Source organism: Streptomyces davaonensis JCM 4913 (assembly GCF_000349325.1).
In the GTDB taxonomy this organism is placed as follows: domain Bacteria; phylum Actinomycetota; class Actinomycetes; order Streptomycetales; family Streptomycetaceae; genus Streptomyces; species Streptomyces davaonensis.
This window is the reverse complement of the sequence record NC_020504.1, coordinates 2535637-2554669: the sequence shown is the minus strand read 5'-3', so window position 1 is coordinate 2554669 and position 19033 is coordinate 2535637. Positions and strand designations below refer to the sequence as shown.

15 protein-coding genes are annotated in these 19033 nt (G+C 72.6%); 11 read left to right on the top strand and 4 right to left on the bottom strand.

Going from position 1 to position 19033, the window contains the following annotated elements:
- Positions 1-18 precede the first annotated feature (18 nt).
- The 5 genes from BN159_RS11040 to BN159_RS11020 all read left to right on the top strand — a co-directional run bounded on the left by BN159_RS11040 (position 19) and on the right by BN159_RS11020 (position 4580).
- Complete coding sequence (locus BN159_RS11040; RefSeq protein WP_041821179.1) at positions 19-906, top strand: LysR family transcriptional regulator; 888 nt, start codon at positions 19-21, stop codon at positions 904-906.
- Between the two features lie 135 nt (positions 907-1041).
- The gene (locus BN159_RS11035; RefSeq protein ID WP_015657043.1) at positions 1042-1653 is read left to right on the top strand and encodes a PDZ domain-containing protein; all 612 of its coding nucleotides are present in this window, start codon (positions 1042-1044) and stop codon (positions 1651-1653) included.
- Positions 1654-1733: 80 nt separating this feature from the next.
- Positions 1734-2357, top strand: coding sequence for a LysE family translocator (locus tag BN159_RS11030; protein WP_041819092.1), 624 nt, complete (start codon positions 1734-1736; stop codon positions 2355-2357).
- A 95-nt stretch (positions 2358-2452) separates the two neighbouring features.
- Positions 2453-3580 (top strand): aminopeptidase P family protein, encoded by a 1128-nt coding sequence (locus BN159_RS11025; RefSeq protein ID WP_015657041.1) that lies wholly within the window; start codon positions 2453-2455, stop codon positions 3578-3580.
- A 52-nt stretch (positions 3581-3632) separates the two neighbouring features.
- Entirely contained in the window at positions 3633-4580 is a 948-nt protein-coding gene (locus BN159_RS11020; RefSeq protein ID WP_015657040.1) for an aminoglycoside phosphotransferase family protein, read from the top strand.
- A gap of 41 nt (positions 4581-4621) precedes the next feature.
- Here BN159_RS11020 and treZ read toward each other — a convergent pair whose 3' ends face one another.
- Positions 4622-6367, bottom strand: a complete 1746-nt coding sequence (treZ, locus tag BN159_RS11015) for a malto-oligosyltrehalose trehalohydrolase (RefSeq protein WP_015657039.1) — start codon at positions 6365-6367, stop codon at positions 4622-4624.
- Between the two features lie 173 nt (positions 6368-6540).
- On the opposite strand from treZ, the gene BN159_RS11010 reads away from it, so the two are divergent.
- The 3 genes from BN159_RS11010 (at position 6541) to BN159_RS11000 (ending at position 9072) form a co-directional block, all read left to right on the top strand.
- Complete coding sequence (locus tag BN159_RS11010) at positions 6541-7092, top strand: DUF1707 and FHA domain-containing protein (RefSeq protein WP_015657038.1); 552 nt, start codon at positions 6541-6543, stop codon at positions 7090-7092.
- A 154-nt stretch (positions 7093-7246) separates the two neighbouring features.
- Entirely contained in the window at positions 7247-8593 is a 1347-nt protein-coding gene (locus BN159_RS11005; protein WP_041819091.1) for a M14 family zinc carboxypeptidase, read from the top strand.
- Positions 8590-9072, top strand: coding sequence for an SSI family serine proteinase inhibitor (locus BN159_RS11000; RefSeq protein WP_015657036.1), 483 nt, complete (start codon positions 8590-8592; stop codon positions 9070-9072). Before BN159_RS11005 ends, BN159_RS11000 begins: the two co-directional genes overlap by 4 nt.
- A gap of 38 nt (positions 9073-9110) precedes the next feature.
- On the opposite strand, the gene BN159_RS10995 is transcribed toward BN159_RS11000, so the two are convergent.
- From BN159_RS10995 to glgX, 3 genes are all read right to left on the bottom strand, one after another.
- On the bottom strand, positions 9111-10361 hold the full coding sequence (locus BN159_RS10995) for a M14 family zinc carboxypeptidase (RefSeq protein ID WP_015657035.1): 1251 nt from the start codon (positions 10359-10361) through the stop codon (positions 9111-9113).
- Between the two features lie 334 nt (positions 10362-10695).
- The gene (treY, locus tag BN159_RS10990) at positions 10696-13041 is read right to left on the bottom strand and encodes a malto-oligosyltrehalose synthase (protein ID WP_041819087.1); all 2346 of its coding nucleotides are present in this window, start codon (positions 13039-13041) and stop codon (positions 10696-10698) included.
- 79 nt (positions 13042-13120) lie between these two features.
- Complete coding sequence (gene glgX / locus BN159_RS10985; RefSeq protein ID WP_015657033.1) at positions 13121-15241, bottom strand: glycogen debranching protein GlgX; 2121 nt, start codon at positions 15239-15241, stop codon at positions 13121-13123.
- Between the two features lie 180 nt (positions 15242-15421).
- On the opposite strand from glgX, the gene BN159_RS10980 reads away from it, so the two are divergent.
- From BN159_RS10980 to BN159_RS10970, 3 genes are all read left to right on the top strand, one after another.
- Positions 15422-16243, top strand: coding sequence for a hypothetical protein (locus tag BN159_RS10980; RefSeq protein ID WP_015657032.1), 822 nt, complete (start codon positions 15422-15424; stop codon positions 16241-16243).
- 61 nt (positions 16244-16304) lie between these two features.
- On the top strand, positions 16305-17627 hold the full coding sequence (locus BN159_RS10975) for a copper amine oxidase (RefSeq protein ID WP_015657031.1): 1323 nt from the start codon (positions 16305-16307) through the stop codon (positions 17625-17627).
- An 81-nt stretch (positions 17628-17708) separates the two neighbouring features.
- Positions 17709-18983, top strand: a complete 1275-nt coding sequence (locus tag BN159_RS10970; RefSeq protein WP_015657030.1) for an SAV2148 family HEPN domain-containing protein — start codon at positions 17709-17711, stop codon at positions 18981-18983.
- Positions 18984-19033: the final 50 nt, after the last annotated feature.

Below are 19033 nucleotides of genomic sequence, written 5' to 3'. Positions count from 1 at the left end.
GATGCGATGCTGGTGGCCATGGACCCGCATCTGCTGCGCACCTATGTCACCGTTGCCCGCCTAGCCTCCTTCTCCGAGGCCGCCCGCGAACTCGGCTACACCCAGTCGGCGGTGTCCCAGCACATCGCGGCCCTCGAACAGGACCTCGGCGCCACGCTCCTCACCCGCCGCCCGGTCGCCCCCACCTCGGCGGGCGAGCGTCTGCTGGAGCACGCGGGCCCGCTGCTGCTGCGACTGGACGCGGCCCGCGCCGACGTCGTACGCCTCGCCGCCGCGCCCGCCCACGGGCTGACCCTCGCCGCCGCGCCGACCGCCCTCGGACCCCGGGTCCTCGCCGCGCTCCCGGCCGCCGGGGTGACCCTGAAGGTGCTGTCCAGGGACGCGATCCCGGCCGCCGTCGCCACCGGCGGCGCCGATCTGGGACTCGTCGACGGCCTGGCCGCCCCGAGCGATCCGCTGCGGCTGCCCGACGTGGCACCGCTGAGCACGCGCGGCGCGGGCGAGGAACCGGTGTGCGTGCTGCTGCCGGCGGCGCACCCGCTGGCCCGGCGCCCTGGACTGCGCCTCGGCGACCTCGTCGACGCCCGTTGGCTGGACGCCCCCGACGCGGGCCTGCCGCTGGCCCAACTCCGCGCGGCGGGCGGCGGCCTCGGCTTCCGTCCCGCCCTGCGCTACGAGGGCACCGACCTGCGCGCCCTCACCGCGCTGGCCGTCGCGGGCCACGGCCTGACCCTGCTGCCCCGCCCGGCCGCGACCGGGGTGCCGGGCGGGGTCGCCGTACCGGTCACCGAGCCCCGGCTCGTCCACCGCACGGAACTGGTGCACTCGGGCTCGCTCCAGGGCGCGGCAGGGGAGCTGGCGGTCGCGCTGACGTCCGGGGAGGGGTCGCCGGACGCCGGGTCCTGACGGGACTTCCGCTTCTGACCGGGCTTCCGCTTCTGACCGAGTGTCAGTCTCACTCGTTCGTGGCACGTCGTGCGCCGGCGCTCCGGGTAGTCCTCAGCCGGAGCCGAACCGAAGTCCGCCAGCCGGAGGCGATCCATGGAACACACCGCGCTGCGTCCCAAGCCGATGCCCGGCGGCCAGGAGCCCGGTGGCGTCACGCGAAAGGCATCCGCCCGCCGCCCGCACGCCGCGCGCCGACGCGGACGCCGACTCATGACCCTGCTGTTCGCGCTGTTCGTCGGCACGGTCCTGGTGCTGTCGGGCGTGGGCCTCGGCACCGTCGGCGCCACCGTGATCGGCATGAGCAGACTCGCCGAACTCCAGCAGGCCGGAAAGGGAGCGACGGCGCAGGCGCCGGGCGCCCGTGCGCAGGGTGCCCCCACCACCTCGGTCGGGCCCCGACCCACCCCCTCCGCGACGCCTCGCCCGCAATCCGCGCCAGCCGGCGCGACCCTCGGCGTGGAAGCGGTGGACGCGGAGAAGTCCGGCGCCCGGGTCGTCGGCGTCCATGTGCCCGGCCCCGGCTACTCGGCGGGCCTGGTCCGCGGCGACGTCCTCCTCGTCTTCGGCAGGACCCGGATCGACACCGCCGCCGACCTCGCCCGCGCGGTGGCCGACGCCGAGCCCGGCAGCGAGGTCACCCTGACCGTGCGTCATGAGAGCGGCGGCTACCAGCAGCTCACGGTCGTCCCCGGCGTCGTCACCTGACCGGTCCGGCGAGGACGGTCACTTGACCAGTCCAGTAAAACCACTGTCCCCACCGGCACGATGTGGCCACCATGACCCCCATGCTGACCACTCTCGTCGCCTTCCTCGGCGCCTGCACCCTGGTGGCCGCCTCGCCGGGACCCAGCACCGTCCTGATCATCCGGCAGTCCCTGCACAGCCGCCGCTCCGGCTTCCTGACCGTGCTCGGCAACGAGACCGGCGTCTTCGTCTGGGGCGTGGTCGCCGCCTTCGGCCTCACCGCCCTGCTCACGGCCTCCGAGCCGGCGTACGACGTGATGCGGGTCGTCGGCGCGGTCGTCCTGGTCGGCTTCGGCGTCCAGACCCTGCGAGCGGCCCGCCGCACCAGGAAGGAACCCGAGGACGAGGCCGCGCCGGACGGAGTCCGCAGCGGCTGGGCGTCCTACCGCGCGGGGCTGCTGCTCAATCTCGCCAACCCCAAGGCGGCCGTCTTCGCCCTGTCCTTCCTGCCGCAGTTCGTCCCCGACGGAGCCCCGCACCTGCCGGCCATGGTGGGCCTCGCCGCGCTCTGGGCGGTCTACGAGGTCGGCTACTACGGCCTGTACGTGTGGTTCGTCGGCCGGATGAAGAGCCTGCTGTCCCGCGCGGGAGTGCGCCGACGCCTTGAACAGGTGTCCGGAGGCGTCCTGCTGCTCCTCGGCGTCCGCATGGCCCTGGACGGCTGAGAGGCCGGGCAACAGTGCCGACCGGCTCGCGCCGCCCCCGCCGTCCGGGCAGGATGCTGCCCGTAGTCACCTTCACCGCGCCCAGGGAGGCCCGGATGATCGCCCGTACGCCCGCCCCCTTCACCGCCGACGACTACCGCGCCCGTATGGAGCGCGCCGCGCGGGCGGCCGCCGACGCCGGTCTCGCCGGGCTCCTCGTCGCCCCCGGCCCCGACCTGGTCTGGCTCACCGGCTACGCGCCCACGGCCATCACCGAACGGCTCACCCTGCTCGTCCTCGTCCCCGGCCAGGACCCCGCCCTGATCGTCCCCGCGCTGGAGGCCCCCGACGCCGCCAAGGCGGCCGGAGCTGCCGCGCTGACCCTGCGCGACTGGACCGACGGCAAGGACCCCTACGCCGCCACCGCCGCCCTCGTGGACTCCGGCGGCCGGTTCGGCATCAGCGACAACGCCTGGGCCATGCATCTGCTGCGCCTCTCCCACACCCTGCCCGGCTCGTCCTACGCCTCTCTCACCGAGGCGCTTCCGATGCTCCGCGCGGTCAAGGACGCGGCGGAACTGGAGCGGCTGGCAGCCGCGGGCGCGGCTGCTGACGCAACGTTCGAGGAGATCCGGAAGGTTCCCTTCGCCGGCCGCCACGAGTCCGAGGTCGCCGCGGACCTGGCCCGGCTGCTGCGCGAGCACGGCCACAGCACCGTCGACTTCACCATCGTCGCCTCCGGCCCGAACGGCGCCAACCCGCACCACGAGGCGGGCGACCGGGTCATCGAACGCGGCGACATGGTCGTCCTCGACTTCGGCGGCCTGCTCGGCGGCTACGGCTCCGACACCTCCCGCACCGTCCATGTCGGGGAGCCCACCGAGGAGGAGCGCCGGGTGCACGACATCGTGCGCGAGGCCCAGGAGGCGGGCTTCCGCGCGGTACGGCCCGGCGTGGCGTGCCAGGAGGTCGACCGGGTCGCCCGTGCGGTGATCACGGACGCCGGGTACGGCGAGTACTTCATCCACCGCACCGGGCACGGCATCGGCGTCACCACCCATGAGCCGCCGTACATGATCGAGGGCGAGGAACAGCCCCTGGTGCCCGGGATGTGTTTCTCGGTGGAGCCCGGCATCTATCTGCCCGGGCGGTTCGGGGTGCGGATCGAGGACATCGTCACGGTCACCGAGGACGGCGGCCGACGCCTCAACGAGACCACCCGCGACATGGTCATAGTGGACTGATACAGCCCCTCAGCAGTCCCGGCACCCCCTCCAGCGACCAACGGCGCGACCCATGACCCAGGCACCGACACCCACCGCGGACACCGTCCGCAGACTCGTCCGTTCCCTGCTCAAGGAGGGCGCGGACGACACCGCAGGACCCGAGGTCCGGCCCGTCGCCGCGGGCGGCGAGGCCGTGACGTGGTGGGTCGGCGCCCGCCATGTGCTGCGGCTCGCCCCCGACCGCGAGGGGGCAGTCCGGCAGCGCCGCGAGCTGCGGCTGCGCGATCTCGTGCGCGGCCATGTCCCGGTCGCCGTGCCGACGAGCGTCGCGCACGGCGAATGGGCGCCCGGACTGAGCTACACCCTGGACACGAAGGTGCCCGGCGGCTCGGCCGAGGTGCACGACGTGTCCGCCGTCGGCGAGGCCGACCTCGCCGGACTGCTCACCGGGCTGCGCGAGGTGCCCGTCCGGCAGGCCGAGTCCCTCGGGGTGCCGCGCACCGGCCCGCGCTCCCTGGAGGCGTTGCGCCGCAGCGCCGAGCGCGCCGCCGGACGCCTCGCCGCTGCCGACGAGTTCGACGCCGCCCGCATGCACCAGCTCACCCAGCCGGCCGCGGTCCAGCTCGCCGCCCAGCCCGGCAGCGCCGTCCTCGTCCACCACGGCCTGACCGGCGAGCACCTCGTGGTGAGCGCCGACGGCCGGGTCCGCGGCGTCCTCGGCTGGACCGACACGGTCGTCGGCGACCCCGCCGAGGACATCGCCGGGCTGGCCCGCGCCGTCGGCTCCCCGGCCGCCGTCCGAGCCGCCACCCTGGCCGGCTACGGCGCCCGCCCCTGCCTGCGCGGCCTGTGGCTGGCCCGCTGCGACACGGTCCTCAACCTGGCCGAGGCCCTCAACGCCACCACCCGCACCCCGCTCCCGGAACTGCAACGCCAACTCGACCTGGCCTGGGAACCGATCCTGCTGGAACGCGTGACCGAGCTGCGCGAGGACGGCGATGCGGACGGCGAGTCCTGAGCGGCCGTGCCACAGCTCCGGCCCGGCGCCCGCCGCCCGGCTCACTCCTGAAGCAGCACCACACCCGACTCCCCGGGCAGGTGCAGCACACCGTCCGTGCCGGGGGCCTGCACAGGCTCCCACGCGGCCAGTACGCGTGCGTGGCGCGGGCCCAGGGGGATCTCGGCCGGTTCCTTGCCGAGGTTGACGGCCACTCGGACGTCCCCGCGTCGGAAGGCGAGCCAGCGCTGCCCTTCGTCGTAGGCCACCTTGGTGTCGGCGAGGTCGGGGTCGGTGAGGTCGGGCTGTTCGTGGCGCAGTGCGATGAGTTGCCGGTACCAGGCCAGCACGCGCGCGTGGGGCTCGCGGTCCGGCTCGGACCAGTCCAGGCAGGAGCGGTCCCGGGTCGCCGGGTCCTGCGGGTCGGGTACGTCCTCCTCGGCCCACCCGTGCGCGGCGAACTCCCGGCGTCTGCCCCGCCGTACCGCCTCGGCGAGTTCGGGGTCGGTGTGGTCGGTGAAGAACTGCCAGGGCGTGCCCGCCGCCCACTCCTCGCCCATGAACAGCATCGGCGTGAAGGGCGCGGTCAGGGTCAGCGTGGCCGCGCAGGCCAGCAGGCCGGGGGAGAGCGTGGCGGCGAGCCGGTCGCCCTGGGCGCGGTTGCCGACCTGGTCGTGGGTCTGGCTGTAGCCCAGCAGCCGGTGCCCCGCCACCCGCGCCCGGTTCAGCGCCCGCCCGTGGTGCCTGCCCCGGAAGGCGGAATAGCTGCCGTCGTGGAAGTAACCGCCGGTGAGCGTCTTGGCCAGCGCGGCGAAGGGGGAGCGCGCGAAGTCTTCGTAGTAGCCCTGGGACTCGCCGGTCAGCGCGGTGTGCAGGGCGTGGTGGAAGTCGTCGTTCCATTGCGCCTGGATCCCGAGGCCGCCCTCCCCGCGCGGGGTGATGATCCGCGGGTCGTTCAGGTCCGACTCGGCGATCAGGAACAGCGGCCGGTCCAGCTCTGCCGCCAGGGCGTCCACCGCCGTCGACAGCTCCTCCAGGAAGTGGCACGCGCGCGTGTCCCGCAGCGCGTGCACCGCGTCCAGACGCAGCCCGTCGATCCGGTAGTCGCGCAGCCACGCCAGCGCGCTGCCCACGAAGTAGTCCCGCACCTCGTCGGAGCCGGGCGCGTCCAGGTTGACGGCCGCTCCCCACGGGGTGTGATGGGTCTCGGTGAAGTACGGCCCGAAGACCGGCAGGTAGTTGCCCGACGGGCCGAGGTGGTTGTGCACCACGTCGAGGACGACCCCGAGCCCGAGTTCATGCGCCCGGTCGACAAACCGTTTCAGCGCCGCGGGGCCGCCGTACGGCTCGTGCACCGCCCACAGCGAGACCCCCTCGTACCCCCAGCCGTGCCGGCCGGGGAAGGGACACAGGGGCATCAACTCGACGTGCGTGATGCCCAGTTCGACCAGGTGCCCGAGCCGCTCGGCCGCCGCGTCCAGCGTGCCCTCGGAGGTGTACGTCCCCACATGCAGCTCGTACAGCACCGCGCCCGGCAGCGGACGCCCGGCCCACGCGATGCGCCAGGAGTGGGCGCCGTGCTCCACGACCGCGCTGCGTCCGTCCGGTCCGTCGGGCTGACGGCGCGAACGCGGGTCCGGCAGCACCGGCCCGTCGTCCAGCGCGTAGCCGTAACGGGTGCCGTCCGCCGCCTCCGCCTCCCCCTGCCACCAGCCCTCTCGCTCCGGATCGCGCTCCAACGCGCGCGTGGCGTCCCCGTGATGGAGCGTCACTCGGCCGGCCTGCGGTGCCCACACCTCGAACTGCACGGACGGTTCCCCTTCGTCTGCTCACCGTGATGTAGCCCGTCCATGGTGCGTCAAACGAGATCAATCCGCTTTTGAATCTTCCCTTTTGCGGCAGGTGTCGTCGGATACGCGCGCGTGGCGGTGGTTTTCTCGTCTTCTGGACACTCCGGCCCCGCTGACCGACAATCACGAACGTGACGTCGTCCTTCGAGTTCAACACGTACCCCGCGCGGCTCTCCGACGCGGAGCGCGACAAAGCGCTGAGCGTGCTGCGGGACGGCGTCGCCATGGGCCGGCTCTCGCACGACACGTTCATCCGGCGCATGGAACTGGCCCTCGCCGCCCGCCGCTCCGACGAACTGCTCGCCCTGACCGCCGATCTGCCCCAGGAGAACAGGTTCTCCCGCCTGGTCTTCGGCACCGTCGAGGCCGTCTCCGGTTTCGGCGTACGGCTGCGCAGGGCCTGGCAGGCCGAGCGGCTGCCCAAGCTGCTGCTGCCCCACCCCGGCGGGGGCCACCCGCTGCGGATCGGGCGCGATCCCGCCAACGGACTGCGGCTGGCCCACGAGACGGTCTCCCGGGTGCATGCCGAACTGACCCGCCAGGGCGGCCTGTGGGTGCTGCGGGACCTCGGCTCGACCAACGGCACGACGGTGAACGGTCGGCGTGTCATCGGGGCGGCCGTCGTGCGCGAGGGCGATCAGGTCGGCTTCGGACAGATGGCGTTCCGGCTCGCCGTGAATTAAGTCCGGCCTTAGCTCTGGCCTGGGCATTACGGGGTGCAGTGGGTGAAATCCCTTTACATGCACGACTGTTGACGTACCACCACAAGTCGTGACTGACTGTGCGTACCTCGTGCACATCAAGTGAAACGACGGCACCGGCTCGCGGAGGTGCGCCCTGCTGCCACTCCTCCGCTACCCGACCGTCGACGAGATCGGAGCCCGGGCGGCCGCGCTCGTCACCCGCCATCCCTCCCAAGCGCGCCTGCGCCGAGCCGGGACCTCCCGCGCGGGCACCCCGCTCTGGCTGCTCTCCGTGGGCCACGGCGCCAGACAGGCCCTGATCGTCGCGGGCCCGCACGCCAATGAACCCGTGGGCGGCGCCACCGTCCTCCGGCTCGCCGAGCGCGTCCTGGCCGACCCCCGCCGCCAGGAGGACGCCACCTGGAACCTCCTGCTCTGCCTGGACCCCGACGGGCTGCGCCGCAACGAGGGCTGGCTGCAAGGCCCGTACACCCTCGGCCGCTACTTCCGGAACTTCTTCCGGCCCGGCTTCCTGGAACAGCCCGAGTGGCTGCCCGACGGCGCGGACCACGCCGCGCTGCCCGAGACCCGCGCCCTGCTCGCCCTCCAGGACGAACTGCGGCCCCTTCTCCAGTGCTCCCTGCACGGCGTCGACGTCGGCGGCGGCTTCGTCGAGCTGACCCACGACCTGTCCGGCTTCTCCCGCCGCCTCGCGCACACCGCGGCCCGCCTCGGCATCCCCCGCGAACTCGGCCCGTACGACACCCTGTACTGGCCCCGCCTCGGCCCCGCCGTCTACCGGATCCCGCCGCCGCGCCGGGGCGATCTGGCCGCGGCCATCACCGAGGCCGCGGTGGAGTCGACCTGGTTCCACCCCTACCGGTACGGCACCGTGACGGCTGTGGTGGAGGCACCCATGTGGGGCGTGGCGGGTGTGGAGGACGACACCACACCGGCCGACGCGGCCGGTTTCCTGCGCACGGTCAGCCGCACCCTGCGGCACGACTCCCGGCTGCTGGCCCGGCTCCTCGCCCGCACCCGCCACCGGCTCCCCGCCACCCCCGACACGGAGCGGCTGCTCGCCCCGGTCGACGACTATTTACTGGTCTGCCCCGGCCTGGCCGATGCGTGGGACCCCGACATCGTCACCGTCGACGCCCAGCCGCTCCCCCCGCTGAGCACCGCCCACCTGGCCACCCTGCGGATCGCCGGGCGGCGCCTCGCGCTGCGCACCGCGGGCCTGCTGCACCAGTTGGTCACCGGCGCGGGGAGCGATCCGGCCGGGGTGCTGCCCGAACTGGACCGGCTCATCGACGTCTGGTGCGACGACTACCGCGACGGCTGCGGGGCGCGCTGGATCCCGGTGGCACGCCAGGTCGAGTACCAGTCCCGCGTGGTGCTCGCCGCGTTCGACCTGGCCGCGCGGCACGGGGGCGGGCGTTCCCGTTCGGGTGAGCCGGGGTGGGGTTCCGAGGCCGCCGTGCCGATGCATCGGGAATGACACATTCCATCACTGTGAAGGCAGGCACCGCGAAGGCGGGACGGGCCGGTGTCCGGGGCGTCCTGCTGGCGGCCGCCTCGCTCCTCGTCCTCGCGACGGTCCCGGCGCAGGCCGCCGACCGGGAGACCCTGCCGGGCAACTGGCTCCAGCTCACCCTCACCACGGGCGACGAGCAGTCCAGCGACACCCGCGGCACCCTCCTGATGTGCGACCCGCCGCAGGGCCACGGACGCGCGGCCGAGGCCTGCGGGCAACTGGCGGCGGTCCAGGGCGACATCGACGCAATGACTCCCGAGAACACCGTCTGCACGATGATCTACGCCCCGGTCACCGCCAGGGCGAGCGGCCAGTGGAACGGCCGACCGGTCGAGTACACGCGGACCTTCGGCAACGCGTGCGAGATGGCGGCGTGGACCGGTGCGGTGTTCGCCCTGGACAACGGTCAGGTCGGCGGGCTGCCGGGCCTGGACCTGGACTGACCGATCTGCGGCGGCACGCGCGCGTGGCCCGGCGGCGCTCACGTCGCCCGGTCACGCGCGTGCAGTGCCGCCGCCACGACCGTGCGGGACTGGTGCTCGACCTGGTGCGCCAAGGGCACCCACCGGGCCCTGAAGCGCCGCTCGAAGGAACTGCTCCACCGCGCCACGAGCCGCTCCAGACGCGGCGCCGCACGGTCCTCGGTCTCCAGCAGCACCCGCAGCAGCATCGCCGCGGACCGCAACGGCAGCCGGCGCCCAAAGGCGTCCACACTTCCGATGTACGCGCGCGTGTTGTCCGCCGGCGCCGTGTGCGTCCAGTCCGCGGCGAGCCCCGGCACCAGCTCCAGCGCCCATCGGGCGGCACGCAACAGGGGCCCGTCGAGGCCGTCCAGGCGGGGCAGCGCGTCGGTGTACACCCGCTCCACCTCCAGCGCGTCCCGCACCAGCCGGTCCGCGAGCCGCCGCAGCGCCACGGCCGGCGCCGGATGCGGTACGGGGTCGTCCACCAGGTCGCTCGCCCACATCGGCACCTCCACGACCGCCGTCAGTCCGCCGTAGCGGTGGACGTGGTACCAGGTGCTGTGCCGTGCGTCGTCCGGCATGCTCGGGTAGGCGGCCCCCGCACCCGGCGCGGGCATCACATGCACCCCGGGCCCGGACGCGGGCCAGCCCGCCGCGTCCGAGGCGCCCGTCTCCACGGGGATGTTCAGCTCCGCCGCCGACTTGGTGAACGGCTCGGCCAGGCCGGGCACGTCCTTCGTCAACTGCACCCAGCTGCCGCCCAGATCGGTGCCGTGCAGGGTCGCCTGGAGGTAGGGGCGCACCTCGTCGATGACGCGGGTGAGGGCTCGCGTCTCGGGCGGCAGCCGGTCGGGCGGCAGCACGGCGGGCGACCACTCCGGCTGCTCCGGGCCCGCGGGCCGGAAGAACCCGAGGTGGTAGTCGAACAGGTTCCGCGGCGCCGGCGTGACGTGCAGGCTCGTCCCGTCGGGATCGGCGCAGAGCAGGAAGTGCCAGGAGGTGTCGGCCCGCAACGCCCGCTCGTACAGGACGCGTTCGGCGAGCGCCAGGAGGGTCGGGCCGCCGGTCTGTTCATTGGCGTGGGCCCCCGCGACCACCAGCACGGCGGGCCGGGCACGGCCCACGGACAGCAGGTGCAGGGGGCGGCCGGCCCGTGAGACACCCACCTGCCGCAGAGTGCACAGGCCCGGTCGTTGTGCCGCCAACGCCCGGGCCGCCGAGACGACTTCGGTCACTGTGGGGTAGCGCAGCTCCGGCAGGAGACTCACCCCCGTCACATCCGCCCGGCTTCGCAATCCGCAGTACCCCACGGCCGCCGAGCACTGTCAAGGACATCCAGGGGGAGGCTCCAGGGGGCGCCCAGGGGCACTCACCGCCGGAGGGCTGGGCGCATGATGCCGGTGGGAGCGGTGAGGCGCCCTCGGGCCCGTAGCGGAACCAGGGGCACCGGGAGCGGAGAGTCCGAATGCCGTTCATCACCGTGCGCCGCCCCGGCGGGGCTCGCGCGGGGAGCGGGCGCGGGTGTGTGCCGGGGGAGAGGGCAACCGAGGGGCGCGCACAGCTCGACTCACGCCCCTCCCCGGGCGTCCCGCGCCCCCTGTCTCACCCCCGCTCCAGCAACACCACCGGAAGCTCTCCGAACAGCTCCTCCACGCGTGCGTGCCCGGTGAACTCCCGTTCCGGAGTCAGTACGTCGACCCAGCGCCCCGGCGGCAGCGGCAGCCGGGTCTCCCGCCAGCCGCCCGCCTCCGCGAGCCGCAGCGACAGCCGGGTCACCGCCGTGACGACCTCGTCCGAGCGCGCGAAGGCGACACAGTGGGCGGCCGCCGGACCCTCCGCGACGAGCGGGGCGTACGTCGCCGCGTCCCCGAAGGCGGCGGGGCGGCGGGCGCGCAGCCGCAGGGCCGCCGCGGTCACCGTGTTCTTCTCCCCCGCGTCCGCGGGCGGGAACTTCGCGGGCCGCCGGTTGTCCGGGTCCACCAGCGCCCGGTACTCGCTCTCCGTGCCCTGGTACACGTCCGGCACGCCCGGCATCGTCAGGTGGAGCAGGGCCGTGCCCAGCAGATTCGCCCGGATGTACGGCTCCAGCCGCTCGCGCAGGGCGGCCACGTGCGCCCCCGGCGGACCGCAGGGCCCCGCCGCGACGAAGGCCGCCACCGCGTCCTCGTACGGCGGTTCCTGCTCCGTCCAGCTCGTGAACAGCCCCGACTCCCGCACATGCTTCAGCAGTGCCCCCTGCACCCGCTCCGGGTCCGAGGGGCCGAGCCCGAACACGGTCTGCCAGGCCGCCCACGCCAGTTGCGCGTCGGGCACGCCCTCGCCGGTGCGGGTCACCTCGGCCAGCACGTCCGCCCACCACTCGGGGCACTCGGTGAGCACCGCCAGCGCGGCCCGCACATCGGCGCTGCGCTTGGTGTCGTGCGTCGACACGACGACCCCCGTCGCCGGCCAGTCGCGCTGTACGCGCGCGCAGTAGGCGTGGAAGTCCTCCGGGGGCACCGCGGGACTCCCCGGATTGCCGCCCACCTCAGTCGCCGACAGCAGCGGCACATAGCGGTAGAAGGCCGTGTCCTCCACGGACTTGGCCCGCAGCGCCGACGCCGTCTGCGCGAACCGGGCACGGAACTCGGCGTGCTCGGGCCCCTCACCCAGGCGTCCGAGCAGCAGATCGCGTACGACGTCGACGGCGCCGGCCTCCTCCGGGACGACGAAGGCGAGCCGCGCCTCGGCGGCGGCCTCCTCGGTGAGGACAGTGGCCGGGTCACCACTGGCGTAGGGCCGGTAGACCTCCATGCGGACCAGGAGCTCCTGGAGCGCGGTGCGCAGCGCCCAGGGCGCACGGTCGCGCAGCGCGGGCTCCGGCGAGGTGGCGCACACCCGCTCCGCCACCCGGGTCAGCCGCTCGGTCTCCGCGGCCAGCTCATGCGTGACGACCTTGTACGCGGCCCGCCGCACGGTCGCCTCCCACTGCCCGCCCCGATCGGTCTGCGGGGCCGCGAACCGGCGGTAGTGTCCGAGGAGTTCCCCGAACCCGGCCGGGTCCGTGAACAGTCCGTCGATCTGCCGCAGGGCGTCGTAGCCGGTGGTGCCGGCGACGGGCCAGGCGGCGGGCAGCCGCTCGCCGTCCGAGAGGATCTTCTCCACGACCGTCCAGCGGCCCCCGGTCGCCTCGTACAGCCGCCGCAGATACCCGTCGGGGTCGGCGAGCCCGTCGGGATGGTCGATGCGCAGCCCGTCGAGCACGCCCTCGTGGAGCAGCGACAGGATCTTGTCGTGGGTGGCCTCGAACACCTCCGGGTCCTCCACCCGCACCCCGATCAGCTCCGAGATGCTGAAGAACCGGCGGTAGTTCAGCTCGGTCCGGGCCAGCCGCCACCACGCGGGCCGGTACCACTGGGCGTCCAGCAGTCGCGGCAGCGGCAGGTCCCCGGTGCCCTCGCGCAGCGGGAAGGTCTGGTCGTAGTAGCGCAGTACGTCGCCGTCGACCTCCAGGCGGCCCAGTTCCTGCCCGAGCGGCCCGCCGAGCACCGGCAGCAGCACCTGCCCGCCCTGCGCCTCCCAGTCGATGTCGAACCAGCGCGCGTACGGCGACTTGGGGCCCTCGCGCAGCACCTCCCACAGGGCGTGGTTGTGCCGCGGCGTCATGGCCATGTGGTTCGGGACGATGTCCACGATCAGGCCGAGCCCGTGCTCCCGCGCGGTGCGGGACAGCGCGCGCAGGCCGTCCTCGCCGCCCAGTTCCTCGCGCACCCGCGCGTGGTCGACGACGTCGTAGCCGTGCGTGGAGCCCGGCACCGCCTCCAGCACGGGGGACAGATGCAGATGCGAGACGCCGAGCGAGGCCAGGTACGGCACCGCCTCGGCCGCGGCCGCGAACGGGAACTCGGGCTGCAATTGCAGCCGGTACGTGGCCGTGGGCGCCACCGGGTCAGGTCGCTCAGGTGTCATGCAAACGTACGTACCCGCCCGGCCGCCCTTCCTGTCATCGACCGCCGAACCTGCCCCCACACGCGCGGGGCGGCCACTCCTAGACCGGCCGCTGGAGCACCACCATGCTCCGGTCCACCAGCGTCAGCCGATCCCCGGCCTGCACCTTCGGCCCGCTGCCCGTCGGTACGCCCTCCACGCGTGCGGTGTCGACCACCACCTGCCACTGGCGGCCGTGGTTGACCGGCACCACGAAGTCCAGGGTCTTCGGAGCCGCGTTGAACATGAGCAGGAACGAGTCGTCGCTGATGCGCTGCCCCCGCGAGCCGGGTTCGGAGATCGCGTTGCCGTTGAGGAACACCGTCAGCGCGGACGCCTGCGCGGAGTTCCAGTCCCGCTGCGCCATCTCCTTGCCCTCGGGAGTGAACCAGGCGATGTCCGACAGGTCGTCGTGGGTGCCCTCCACCGGCCGCCCGTGGAAGAAGCGGCGTCGCCGGAAGACGGGATGGTCCCGGCGCAGCCACACCATCGCGCGCGTGAAGTCCAGCAGCGCGGCGTCGTCCTCCCGCGCGGGGTCCGGCCACTTCAGCCAGGCCAGCTCGCTGTCCTGGCAGTAGGCGTTGTTGTTGCCCCGCTGGGTGCGCGCGAACTCGTCGCCGTGACTGATCATCGGCACGCCCTGGGACAGCATCAGCGTCGCGATGAAGTTACGGATCTGGCGGGACCGCAGCTCCAGCACGGCGGGATCGTCGGTCTCGCCCTCCGCGCCGCAGTTCCAGGACCGGTTGTGGCTCTCGCCGTCCCGGTTGTCCTCGCCGTTGGCCTGGTTGTGCTTGTGGTTGTACGACACCAGGTCGTGCAGGGTGAAGCCGTCGTGGCAGGTGACGAAGTTGATGGAGGCCAGCGGCCGCCGTCCGTCGTCCTGGTACAGGTCGGAGGAGCCGGTCAGCCGGGAGGCGAACTCCGCCAGCGCGCGCGGCTCGCCCCGCCACAGGTCCCGTACGGTGTCGCGGTACTTGCCGTTCCACTCCGTCCACAGCGGCGGGAAGTTGCCCACCTGATAGCCGCCCTCGCCCACGTCCCACGGCTCGGCGATCAGCTTCACCTGGGAGACCACCGGGTCCTGCTGCACCAGGTCGAAGAACGACGACAGCCGGTCCACCTCGTGGAACTGGCGAGCCAGGGTCGCGGCGAGATCGAAGCGGAATCCGTCGACATGCATCTCGGTGACCCAGTACCGCAGCGAGTCCATGATCAGCTGAAGGACGTGCGGGGACCGCATGAGCAGGGAGTTCCCGGTGCCCGTGGTGTCCATGTAATAGCGGCGGTCGCCGGTGAGGCGGTAGTAGGAGAGGTTGTCCAGGCCCCGGAAGGACAGCGTCGGGCCCAGATGGTTGCCCTCGGCGGTGTGGTTGTAGACGACGTCCAGGATCACCTCGATCCCGGCCTCGTGCAGCGCCTTGACCGCCGACTTGAACTCCAGGACCTGCTGGCCGCGGTCGCCCCAGGAGGCGTAGGCGTTGTGCGGGGCGAAGAAGCCGATGGTGTTGTAGCCCCAGTAGTTGTTCAGGCCCATGTCCACCAGACGGTGATCGTTCACGAACTGGTGGACGGGCATCAGCTCCAGCGCCGTCACCCCCAGTTCGGTCAGATGCTCGATGACCGCCGGGTGCGCGAGCGCCGCGTAGGTGCCGCGCAGCTCCTCCGGCAGCCCCGGGTGACGCATGGTCAGGCCCTTCACATGGGCCTCGTAGATCACCGTGTGGTGGTACCCGGTGCGCGGGCGCCGGTCGTCGCCCCAGTCGAAGTAGGGGTTGACCACGACCGACGACATGGTGTGCGGCGCCGAGTCCAGGTCGTTGCGCTCGTCGGGCGCGCCGAAGTGATAGCCGTACACCTCCTCGCCCCAGTGGATCGAACCGCTGACCGCCTTGGCGTACGGGTCGAGCAGCAGCTTCGCGGAGTTGCAGCGCAGCCCGCGCTCGGGGGCGTACGGCCCGTGCGCCCGGAAGCCGTACCGCTGCCCCGGCATCACACCCGGCACGTACGCGTGCCGGACGAACGCGTCGCTCTCCCGCAGTTCCACCGCCGTCTCCGAGCCGTCGTCGTGCAGCAGACACAGCTCTACTCGGTCCGCGGACTCCGTGAAGACCGCGAAATTCGTGCCGGCGCCGTCGTAGGTGGCACCGAGTGGATACGCCTCTCCAGGCCAGACCTGCATGGACACGACTCTTTCAGGTGGAGCGCGCCGCCGGGGGCGCCTTGGCTCCGAGTCTCCCCGAAAGTGATGGAACCACCTATGACTTACGTCCCTCTTACCGGGCGACCAGGCATATCCCGTATGCCGAACCAGTGGGGCAAACACATACTCCCGGGGACCCAGGGGGAGTAGGGGGAACGAGTGCGCAGGACAGTGCACCGCCATCTGGGCAAGGTGGTGGCCGGTGCGGCCATCGCCTTGGCCGGGACCGCGGCCATGGTCGCGGTCACACTGCCGGGGACGGCAGGGGCGGACGACACGGGAGGCACGAACACGGGGGCCCGGCAGGGCGCCCAGGGGCAGGCGCAGGGCGAGGGCCAGGACCAGGCCGTCGAGCCCGGCGTCGTCCAGGAAGCACCGGCCGACGGCGACAAGGGCACGGGGCGCGACCCGCTCACCGACGACGAACTGACCCGCGTCGAGCAGATCGCGCTCAACCAGCAGCTGTTCCGGTCCAGCGAGGACGTCGACGGGGACCGCGGTCCCCAGCGGCTCGGCATCGACCTCGCCGAGCCGGAGGCCGACGAGCTCGACGACCCGTCCGCGCCCCGGCGCGCCGACGTGACGTTCTACGACTACAAGGACGACACGCTGGTCATCAAGACGGTCAACCTCGACACCGGCAAGGTCGAGCGGACCGGCACCGAGCGGGGCGTCCAGCCGCCGCTCAGCCGCTCCGAGAACACCGAGGCCGTGAAGATCCTGCTGGCCAGTCCGCTGAGCGCGGGTCTGAAGGCGGACTACAAGGACGCCACCGGCAAGGAGCTGACCTCACCGGACCAGCTGGAGATCGACAGCATGGTCTTCCGGGCCGCTCCGGGCGCCCAGCCCGCGGCGCTCGACAAGTGCGGTGAGCACCGCTGCGCGCGGCTGTTCCCGAAGGCCCTCAACGGCCCGTGGATCGACATGCGGCACCTGGTGATCGACCTGAGCGCCCGCACGGTCGCCGAGCTCGACCGCTGATCAGCTCACCTTTTCGAGCACCCTTCCGACTTCACTCCTTATGCAAGGGAGTCCATTCTTCATGCGCGTCAACAGAGTGAGCCGTGCCCGCACGCGGACGGCCCTGGCCGCCTTCGCCGTGGCCGGCCTGACGGCGGGCGCGGCCGCGGGCGCCGGACCGGCCACCGCCCAGCCCAAGGCGGCGCCCGCCGCCGCTCCGGACTGCTCCGCGGCCTACCGCATCGAGCAGAAGCTCTCCAACGGCACGACCTGGCGCATGTGCTGGCGCCACGAGGCCATGTCCGGGATGGTCCTGGAGGACATCACCTACCAGCCGCCCGGCGAGAGCAAGCCGATCAAGGTGCTCAACAGCTCCAAGATCGCCCAGATCCACGTGCCGTACGACGACGGCTCGGAGGAGTACGACGACGTCACGGGCTACTACTTCGGCGACGGTCTGGAGAACCTGGCCCCGGGCGAGTGCCCGGGCGGCACCATCAGGACCGTCAAGGTGCGCGCGCCCGAGTCCACCGACACCCGCAACGTCAAGGGCCTGTGCACCACGACACGCGCGCGCGGGCACGCGTACCGCATGCTCAACCAGCCCATGGAAGGCGGCCAGAAGCTCTACCAGAAGCAGGGCAAGGACCTGCTCGTCTACGCCGTCAACAAGGTCAGCTGGTACGAGTACATCACCGAGTGGCGCTTCTCGGACGACGGCACCATCCACATGAACGCCGGCGCCACCGGCAGCCTGGCGCCGCAGGACTACGACGCCGCGGACGGCCGGGGCTGGCCGATAGGCAAGGGCCCCAAGGCCAGGGCCCTCAGCCACAGCCACAACGTCTTCTGGAAGCTCAACTTCGCTCTGGACGGCTCCTCCAAGGGCCGTATCGAGCAGTACGACTCGAAGGTCAGCCCGCAGGCCCCGGGCGACCGTGCGCCGACCAACAAGACCACCCGCACCCAGATCACCAAGGAAGCCGCGGGCGACGCCAAGAACATGCGCTGGTGGCGCGTGGTCAGCGCGACCGGAAAGAACAAGGACGGCCACCCCCGCTCCTACGAACTGGTCGCCGGTCCCAACGCCAAGTACACCGGCCGCGCGTTCACCAAGCACGACGTGTACTTCACGCAGTACAACAAGTGCGAGCAGTACGCCAGCAACAACAAGGGCAACTGCCCCACCGGGCACCCCAAGTCGGTCGACAAGTGGGTTGACGGCCAGGCCCTGACCAACCCCGTGATGTGGGTGAACGTGGGCTTCCACCACATCGCCCGGGACGAGGACCAGCAGCCCATGCCGGTCCACTGGCAGGGCTTCTCGCTCGCCCCGCGTGACGTCACCGCTATGAATCCGCTCACTCCAGCCGAGTTGGCCGGAGCGAACGGCCGCCTCGACTGAGGCAGTTGGGAAACGACCCTGTCCATCCGGCTGCACCGCCGACCGGTCCCGGAGTACCCTTCCTTGATCGTTGGGACGGGGATGCTCGGGGGAGCGGAAGGCGGTGCGCGGGTGGGCTCGGGAGGGCTGGAGCTGCCCCCTGGTGACGAGGGTCACGAGGGGAACTCCACAGACGTCCCGCCCGGCACGGTGCCCCTGGCGCGTCCCATGGACGCCGGCGCCGGCGCCATCGGACCGGAGCTGGACTGGGACGCCGACGCCTGGCGCGAGGTACGCACCCGCGCTCAACGGGCCGGCCGGGCCTACATCTGGCTGAACCTCGTCGAGCAGCGGCTGCGCGCGGTCGTGGCCGCTGTACTGCGTCCCATCTACGAACCCGTCCACGGCGACGACTGGGTGGTCGCGGCGGCCGGACCCGCCGGACAGGAATGGGTGCAGCGCGCCGTCGCCGTACGCGAAGTCAGCCGCCGCAAGGGCTACTTGCTGGACCCGGCCGACGACAACGTCCTCAGCTTCCTGACGCTGCCGCAGCTGCGCGAGCTGATGGTGCAGCACTGGCCGTGCTTCGAGCCCTATCTGGACGAGCGCCGGGACGTCGAACTCGCCCTGGACGAGCTGGAGGTGACCCGCAACGTCGTCTCCCGCAACCGGGCGCTCTCCGAGGCGGTCCTGGGCCAGGCGGAACGCGCCTCGGCGCGGCTGCTGGACGCCCTCGGCGCGGGCGGTGACGTCCCCTCCGCGCGCCGGCTGCCGGTCGACGCGGTCGAGGACCTGGTGGGCGACCGGTACGGCGATGTGGTGGCCGTCCACCCCGACCGGGTGCGGCTGCTGCGGCAGTTCCCGGCCGAGGACATCTTCGGCGGGGCCCGCCGCCTCGACGCGCTCGGCATCGGTCTCAATCTCCTGGTCCAGAACTTCTCCGGGCGGCGCCTGGTGCGCCTCGCCGAGTCCGGCTGCCGGGTGCGGCTGCTGTTCCTCAACCCGGCCTCCAGCGCGGTCAAGCGGCGCGAGCGGGAACTGGGCATCAAGCGCGGGGAACTGAGTCGCTCGGTGGAGATGAACATCCTGCACATGCGCCGGGTCCGCGCCCGGCTGCGCGACCCCGGGGCCTTCGAGATCCAGGTCTACGACGAGACACCGCGCTTCACGGCCTACCTCGTCGACGGCGACGGCTCCGACGGCATCGCGGTCCTCCAGTCCTATCTGCGCCGCACCCGCGGCATGGAGGCGCCGGTGCTGGTGCTGCGCGGCGGGAACCGGGTGGTCAAGTCGGGCGAGATGGACGACAGCGGGCTCTTCCCCACATACCGCGAGGAGTTCGAGGTGGCATGGGCGGATTCGCGGCCGGTGTCCTAAATCGTCCGGCGAGTGTCTCGGGGGACGACGCGAGCGTCCCGGGCGTCTCG

Excerpts from the sequence above, each read along its gene's own strand:
- BN159_RS11040 (WP_041821179.1), top strand. The coding sequence starts at position 19 with ATGGACCCGCATCTGCTGCGCACCTATGTCACCGTTGCCCGCCTAGCC.
- BN159_RS11020 (WP_015657040.1), top strand. The coding sequence starts at position 3,633 with ATGACCCAGGCACCGACACCCACCGCGGACACCGTCCGCAGACTCGTC.
- BN159_RS11030 (WP_041819092.1), top strand. The coding sequence starts at position 1,734 with ATGCTGACCACTCTCGTCGCCTTCCTCGGCGCCTGCACCCTGGTGGCC.
- BN159_RS11000 (WP_015657036.1), top strand. The coding sequence starts at position 8,590 with ATGACACATTCCATCACTGTGAAGGCAGGCACCGCGAAGGCGGGACGG.
- glgX (WP_015657033.1), bottom strand. The coding sequence starts at position 15,241 with ATGCAGGTCTGGCCTGGAGAGGCGTATCCACTCGGTGCCACCTACGAC.
- BN159_RS11025 (WP_015657041.1), top strand. The coding sequence starts at position 2,453 with ATGATCGCCCGTACGCCCGCCCCCTTCACCGCCGACGACTACCGCGCC.
- treY (WP_041819087.1), bottom strand. The coding sequence starts at position 13,041 with ATGACACCTGAGCGACCTGACCCGGTGGCGCCCACGGCCACGTACCGG.
- BN159_RS10970 (WP_015657030.1), top strand. The coding sequence starts at position 17,709 with ATGCTCGGGGGAGCGGAAGGCGGTGCGCGGGTGGGCTCGGGAGGGCTG.
- BN159_RS10975 (WP_015657031.1), top strand. The coding sequence starts at position 16,305 with ATGCGCGTCAACAGAGTGAGCCGTGCCCGCACGCGGACGGCCCTGGCC.
- BN159_RS11035 (WP_015657043.1), top strand. The coding sequence starts at position 1,042 with ATGGAACACACCGCGCTGCGTCCCAAGCCGATGCCCGGCGGCCAGGAG.